We start from the raw sequence: 7318 nt of genomic DNA, 5'->3' as shown, positions 1-7318 counted from the left end.
TCTGCATTAGGCGGCACAGTTTATGGGCTGCGGATTCTAGGGGGTTAAATAACCCTGTGGTATCTAACATTTCTTTTACTCCTTAAATGTAAATAATTGATAACTGAAAGGTGATAACTGAAAGTGGATAGCTTTTTAATTCTTAATTTTCATCTTTCATCTTTCACCTTTCAGTTACCACTACTCAATTACGGGTTGTTATTTCTTCACTTGAGAAAATATTTTGGAAAATTTTTAAAATTCTTTTGGTAGGGTAAAAAGAGGTTGTAAATAGCTACCGATAGGGTAACCTACTTGACCATTTAAGCCAGTAATTATATTATCTAAAGCGTATAATAGTAAAGGAAAAGTCGTTTATGAAAATAGTTTACACTTCCGATACCTACTACCCGCGTCCGCAAGGGGTAGCTACTTGTATCGATGCCAGCATTGCTTATTTAGCCAAGCAGGGCCACGAGGTGCATGTTATTGCTCCCGAATACCCCGAAGGCGATAACCGTATTTTGCCGGCAGGTATTACCGTTCATCGTTTTAAAAGTTACCCCCTGTGGTTTACCACCAATAAAGAAGAAAGATACGTTTTTAAAGGCAATTTTGATAATATAAGGCAGCTATTGGCCGTTTTACAGCCCGATGTTATTCATAATCACCAAGAATTTACTATTGGCCATATTGCGGCTGCTTGGGCCAAACAAAATAAGGTGCCGCTGGTGCAAACTATTCATACTTATTATCCGCCATATTTTAAAATATACGTGCCCATTATGCCCCTGCGTTTTTGGGAGTGGTTTATTAAGGTAAACAGCAAAAGGTTTTATAGTATGGGCGATATGATAGTAACCCCCAGCGCCGAAATGCGGCAAGTAGCCAAAGAGCAATATAACATTACCAAAGAGATAGAGGTCGTGTCTATCGGGATTGATATGGCTAAATTTTCCGGCAGCGAGGCCAGTTATACCGTCCACCACGAGCAAATTCTTAATAAATACCCGCGCCTTAAAGACCGTAAACGGTTATTATTTGTCGGCCGTATTAGCCACGAAAAAAATGTGGAATTTTTATTTAAGGTTATGCAAAAACTTACGGCTAAACGTAATGATGTCGAGCTACTGATGGTGGGGGCCGGAGCCTATGTTAATAGGTATAAAAAATTGGTAAAGACTATGCAAATTGACGATTATGTAAGTTTTTTAGGTATTTATCCTAACCACGAAATAAAAGCTATTTATACTTTAAGCCATATCTTTACCTTTGCTAGTGTAACCGAAACACAAGGCGTGGTAACGGCCGAAGCTTTAGTTAATAGTTTGCCGGTGGTGGCTATTGCGGCTTTAGGGACCAATAGCGTGCTAAAAGATGAAAGAGGCGGTTTTTTAGTAAACGAAGATGTTGATGATTTTTTAGCTAAGGTAGAGCTGCTGTTAGATAATAAAGAAATTTATGAGCAAAAAAAGCATGAAGCCGCCATACGTGGTAAAGAGTTAAGTTTTGATAGCTCGACAGGCCCGCAGCTGGAAGGGTTATATGGACAGTTAATACAGCAGTTTAAGCTGCCAAAGGAAGACAAATAATGACCGAATTATTAGCCCCTGCCGGCAGTATAGAGGCCCTTAATGCCGCCATAGCTAATGGGGCCGATGCCTGTTATTTAGGCCTAAAAGATTTTAATGCCCGCCTGCGTGGCACCAACTTTGCTTATAACCAACTGGAGGCCGCCTGTGCCGCAGCTAATAAACAAGGCAAAAAAATTTATGTAACTGTTAATACTTTAGTTTGTGAAGACGAGCTGGATAGGGTAGCTTCGCTGCTGGCTTTTTTAAAAAATATTGGGGCCGGCGCCGTTATTGTGCAAGATTTAGGGGTGGCGTCTTTAGTTAAAGAATATGGGCTGCCGCTGCATATTAGCACTCAAGCGGCGGCGGCCAGCCACTTAGCGGTTAATTTTTTTAAAGATTACGGGGCCACCCGGATTGTGTTAGCCCGTGAGCTTACCTTAACGGAAATTGCCCACATCAAAAATAATACAGAGGCCGAAATTGAGGTGTTTTGTCATGGCTCGCTTTGCAGCGCTTATTCGGGACTGTGTCTTTTTTCCAGCTATTTAGGCGGAGCCAGTGCCAATCGCGGCAGCTGTACACAACCTTGCCGCCGTCAATATAATAGTAAACAAGATAAAGCCAGCTTTTTTTCGCCGCGCGATTTACAAGCTATTCATCTTATTCCGCAGTTAGTTAAAATAGGTGTTAGTAGTTTAAAGATTGAGGGGCGTATGAAAAGCTCTGGTTATGTAGCTACAGTAACGAAGGCTTATCGTTATGTGCTGGATAACTTAAACGATAGCGAACGGGCTATAGCTTATGCCGGTGAGCTGCTGCAATCGGATTTTGCCCGTTCTAAAACCACCTTCTTTTTAGAAGTACGCGAGAACACCGATTTTTTAAAAATTAGCGGGGCTACCGGCTTATTTTTGGGGCAAGTGGCTCAAAAGGGTAGTCAGTTTTACCTGCCTAACATTAAGTTGGAAGCCGGCGATTACCTGCGTATTAACAGTCCCGATGATAGTAAACGCCTGAATTTAAAGATAAAAGAACCGCTCTTTAACGAAGAGGGTTTTGTGTTGGAGCACAACGAATTGGCCGCCGGCGATTTGGTTTATTTAAGCAGCCGCCGCGAGCAAAGTTACCCGCCGTTTATCCCTAATAATTTGGCCCCTTATATCAATAAACCCCCTAAAACTAAGGCACGGGCCGCTAAACCCAGCAAAGAAAAGCTTAAAATTTTGCCCAAAGGTAATTACATTTTAACGGCTAATTTAAATAACCTTAGTCAGCTGGTGAGTTACAAACCGGCTATGCTGTGGCTAGAGCTTAACCGGAGTATGGCTAAAACCTTGCGGGCGGCCAAAAATTTGCCGGTTAAAAAAAATATGCTGGCTATCTACCTTGAGCCTGTTACGGCAGAGGAGCAGTTGGGCACTATGGTTGTGGTGATAGAAGAGCTGGTACGGCAGGGTTTTACCAACTTTGTGGCTAATAATACGGCACATTTTGGCCTGCTGGCTAAACATAAAGTTAATATTATAGCGGGGCCGTGGCTCTATGTGCATAACCGGTTGGCTGCCGAGCTGCTATTTGCGCAAAAGGCGGCGGCCATTACCTTTCCCTTTGAGGCCAGCCTTAAAAACAGCCTTGCCGTAACTCATAGTTATAACGGTGATAGTTTTATTATGCCGCTTTTTGGCCGGCCGGAATTATTTATGCTGCGGGTAAATTTGCAAAGTGTTTATAAATTTAACCACTTTAGCGAGGCCAGCGATGGCGATAGCTACAGCATAACGGCTAACGGCGAGGGTAGTAAAGTTTTTCCTCATAAGGCTTATAGTATTTTACAGCATAAAAATAGCTTAACGAAAGCCGGTATTAACCGCTTTTTGTACGATTTGCGCGAGTTAAAAGATGGCAAAGAGTTAGATGTTGTTTTTAAGGAACACAAAAAGCCGTTAAACAACACTAAGGCCTTTAACTTTGAGCGGGGTTTTTTAAATTAAGGCCTGTAGGCATTTACCAATAAAGCTTGACAAATAAGCAAAAAGCAGCTATATTCTACTTATAAAACCTTGCCCTCTATTGGGGAATAGAGGACAGGAGAACCTTAACGGTTTTTGGGTGCCACTGCAAAACCTAAGGTTTTGTTTAACGTGGCAAAATAGCTGCTAGCAGCAGTTTTTGAATGAAAGTTAAACCTCTCATCGTTTGCCTCCTCCTTATTAATATTATCAATATCTTTAAGGTAACTATCCCTTTATAGACACTAGTTCCTTAATCCCCTTCGCCGGCACAAAACCATAGGTTTTGTGCCGGCGAAGGGGATTAGTGGACATTTTTACTTTTGGTATCTATAAGCGGATAGTTGCTTTCTTTAAGGTGCAGAGGTGGAATTACAATAGTAGCGGCTTTAAGCCATTTTTAATTGCAATAATATTGTTTAATAATTTTAATGCTTTTGTCAAGATGGAATATGAGCAAATAAAAATACTTCCGCCTAAACGGAAGTATTTTGCAAGAACAAAGCAAAAAGCTGCTAAAGATTTACTTGCTGTAAAACTCAACAACTACCTGTTCATTACCAATGGTGTTAATATCGGCGCGTACAGGTTCGCGTTCTATTTTGCCTTTAAGGCTATCGGTATCAAAACTTAGCCAGCTGGCAATTTTTTCGTTACTTTTACTTAAGGCTATACGAGCTAAATTTTTGCTTTTTTCGCTCATTGGTTTAACCTCTATAACATCGCCTACGCGTACTTGGGCGCTAGCTACGTCAACCCGGCGGCCATTTAAATAAAGGTGGCCGTGACTTACAAATTGCCTAGCTGCCGCACGGGTGGTGGCCAACCCCATACGATAAGCTACGTTATCCAGCCGTTTTTCCAGCAAAATCATTAAATTATCGCCGGTAATACCGGGCAGTTTTTTAGCAGCAACAAAAGTATTTTTAAATTGCTTTTCGCTTACCTCGTAAGCAAATTTAATTTTTTGCTTTTCAATCATTTGCATAGCGTGGGTAGATAATTTACCACGCATTTTACGGCCGCGCTCAACCCCCGGTGGGTTAGGTTTTTTGCGGAGTAATCTATCGTATTTACTGTTACCGTAAATATTGACACCTAAACGGCGGACAATTTTACCACGTGCGGTGGAGTTTCTTGCCATTACTCAATCTCCTTGTTAATTTTATGGCTTAGTTTAAGCTAAAGTTTTAGCTTTGTCAAGGGCGCTAAAGCAGGCTTTTTTATATTTTAATTATTAATTTTTAGCAATAATTATAATTGTTATAGCTGTTATTATAACTCTTTTTTAATTGTTGACAAAAAAACGGCTTTCAGTTATAATAATTGCTATCATTTATCAAAATAAGGTGTAAGCAAATGTTTTGGTATAGCCACTTAAAGACCTTAAAAAGGAAAATTAAAGAGAAAGAAAATAACTACTTTTTAATGTTAGTAGTTAGGCCTCTTCTGTTGGTATTTATTCCTTTTTTAGCAATTTTTATTTGGCACAATATTATTCATCCGGTTGATGATGCCCGCGAGCATTATGGGTTAATGCAAAATGTAGTTTTTACTGCTATAGATGAAGTTACCGAGTTAGTTGAGGCGCAATACATCGAAGCTAGGCAGCTAATAAATATGCCGGAAGTGCGTGTTTTCTTGAATAATCCTGCAGGTAGCTATTATAATGAGATTTTAGGTTTTATGAGCGAGGTTACCGAACGTAAGCCCTATATTACCGATGTTTTGTTGGTTTTGGGCCGCGATATAGCCAATTACCGAACCGGCGATATTTTAGTCTCTGTAAACGGCAGCCGGAGCGGTAATGTTTACGGTAATGGCGCCATAAGAGCGGCGCTAACTAACAACGACCCTTATCGTTTTAGCGAGCTGCGAAATAACCAGCTTAGCGGTGAGCCGCCTTTAATGAGCGCTATCTACCAAATTAGATATAATGACCAGTTTTTTGGCTTATTTATCTTCGAGATGGATATGATGTACTTTAGGAATACCGTAAGAAACAGTGTAGCTAACGATTTTGGCCGTATTTTATTAGTAAATAGCCGCGATTTACTTATTCCTACACCCGATAGCGCTACTATGCGGCTTATGGACAGTAACCAATATTTACCGCCCATAAGGTATTTGATTGGCCGCTATCGTGCAAGGCAGATGTTCCGGATTAATGATGCTTATTACTTTTTTTATACCCGTAAAATTGAGGCGTTTACGCCAATAGATAACGATTTATATTTGGTGCTTAGGCAAAGGGTTGGTTTTAGTGATAGTAACTTTGTGGCCCGCAATCGATTTTTTGTGGCTACCGGCGGAGTGGGCGGCTCTTTAGGGGTTATTGCGCTCATCTTATTTGTGTCGTACCGGTTTTATCGCCGCCATTTAAAACAAGAGCAAGCGGATATAGATAAACAAATTTCGGTTTTTGAAAAAGATAGCACTACCGATAAACTAACCGACCTGTTAAACCGTAACTATTTACATAAAATAGAGCAAGAAATTAATGCCAGCGCCGGGCCGCACAGTTTAATTTCGTGCGATTTAGATGGTCTTAAGTTGGTGAACGATGCCTTAGGCCACCACGAAGGGGATAAAATTTTAAAAAATGCCGCCCTAGTTTTAAAAGGGGCCAACCCTAAGGCCAGCGTTATTAGGTTAGGCGGCGATGAGTTTATTATCCCTTTACCTAATGTCGATGAAGAGGGGGTAAGACGGGCCTTAACTAATACTTTAACTAGTTTAAATCAGTTTAATATCCTTAATGATGGCAAATCTATTTTACCTTTGTATATCTCTTTTGGCGAGGCAACCTATGAAGGAAAAGATGGCTTTGCTAAATTACTTAGTTTGGCCGATAGTAAACTTTACAGTAACAAAAGCTCGCGTGCTTTAGGGGTTAAGCGCAGTATTACCCAAATGTTTTTAGGTTACCTCGATAGCTACGAAGATACGCAGAACAGGCAAACCGACGAGGTTATTAAACTGTGTTTAAACGTGGCTAAATATTATCCTGCTAATACCTTTAGCACGCGTACCTTTACTAACTTTATTCGTTTTTATAATTTAGGTTTTGTCATTAACAGTAAGTTTAATATTGCTAATAACGAAGACCCTGATGTGGCCAAAATTGGTTACCGTATTACCTCTTGTTTGCCCGAAATTTCGGGTATTGCCCATTTAATTTTAAAATCGGGCGAGCATTACGATGGCAGCGGTCCGCAAAAATTAAAGGCCGAAGAAATACCGCTAAAATGCCGTATCTTTTTAGCTTGCCGCGATTTTCAGAACGACCTTATGCAATATGATAGCGAAATTGCAGTTCTTTCTTTAAAAAACGGCCAAGGTACTATCTACGACCCTAATGTGGTGGATTATCTTATAGATTATTATTTTAACGGCGATATGGCGCCTTACATTACGCGTAAAGGGATAAATAGTTAAGGTTTATTTAGGGTTAAAGATGTAAGCCGGCTTGCCCGATAGGTAAAGAGTATGGGTAAACGATTTTTTTTGATTAGTTTTTTGGCCTTAACTTACGGCTTAACTGCCCAAAGCTCTGGCCCTATTATTAACGATACCTATCTGTTTTTGCGCTTAGTAGAGGCCACCGCCGCTACCAAACCGCATATTTGGAACAACTATTTTATTTTAACTTATAGCGGTAACCCCAGCCGGTTTGCGGGAGTAGCCTTTGGCCACGAAAATTTTTCGGTGGTGCACCCTTTTTTTAGAACTCCCGATGGCCTGTTTGTGTTT

The 7318-nt window shown here is 40.5% G+C and carries 5 protein-coding genes; 4 read left to right on the top strand and 1 reads right to left on the bottom strand.

The window, feature by feature from the left end; genetic code table 11:
• The first annotated feature begins 356 nt into the window (after positions 1-356).
• Both FWE37_08610 and FWE37_08605 read left to right on the top strand, forming a co-directional pair.
• On the top strand, positions 357-1571 hold the full coding sequence (locus FWE37_08610) for a glycosyltransferase (protein MCL2521040.1): 1215 nt from the start codon (positions 357-359) through the stop codon (positions 1569-1571).
• Complete coding sequence (locus FWE37_08605) at positions 1571-3547, top strand: U32 family peptidase (GenBank protein ID MCL2521039.1); 1977 nt, start codon at positions 1571-1573, stop codon at positions 3545-3547. Before FWE37_08610 ends, FWE37_08605 begins: the two co-directional genes overlap by 1 nt.
• Positions 3548-4088: 541 nt before the next feature.
• Here FWE37_08605 and rpsD read toward each other — a convergent pair.
• Positions 4089-4709 (bottom strand): 30S ribosomal protein S4, encoded by a 621-nt coding sequence (gene rpsD, locus FWE37_08600; protein MCL2521038.1) that lies wholly within the window; start codon positions 4707-4709, stop codon positions 4089-4091.
• 215 nt (positions 4710-4924) lie between these two features.
• Here rpsD and FWE37_08595 point away from each other — a divergent pair, with 215 nt between their 5' ends.
• Both FWE37_08595 and FWE37_08590 read left to right on the top strand, forming a co-directional pair.
• Positions 4925-7003 carry a diguanylate cyclase gene (locus tag FWE37_08595; protein ID MCL2521037.1) on the top strand — a complete coding sequence of 693 codons (2079 nt, stop codon included), beginning with the start codon at positions 4925-4927 and terminating at the stop codon, positions 7001-7003.
• Between the two features lie 51 nt (positions 7004-7054).
• Positions 7055-7318: hypothetical protein (locus FWE37_08590; GenBank protein MCL2521036.1), on the top strand; the 264-nt coding region annotated here is incomplete at its 3' end.

The sequence above is a fragment of the Spirochaetaceae bacterium genome, assembly GCA_009784515.1.
In the GTDB taxonomy this organism is placed as follows: Bacteria; Spirochaetota; Spirochaetia; order WRBN01; family WRBN01; genus WRBN01.
Note: the sequence above shows the minus strand (reverse complement) of the source record. Positions and strands in the feature narration are given on the sequence as shown.

What these genes read in the sequence shown, in the direction of transcription:
- FWE37_08610 (MCL2521040.1), top strand. Translation starts at nt 357, where the DNA reads ATGAAAATAGTTTACACTTCCGATACCTACTACCCGCGTCCGCAAGGG.
- FWE37_08605 (MCL2521039.1), top strand. Translation starts at nt 1,571, where the DNA reads ATGACCGAATTATTAGCCCCTGCCGGCAGTATAGAGGCCCTTAATGCC.
- rpsD (MCL2521038.1), bottom strand. Translation starts at nt 4,709, where the DNA reads ATGGCAAGAAACTCCACCGCACGTGGTAAAATTGTCCGCCGTTTAGGT.
- FWE37_08595 (MCL2521037.1), top strand. Translation starts at nt 4,925, where the DNA reads ATGTTTTGGTATAGCCACTTAAAGACCTTAAAAAGGAAAATTAAAGAG.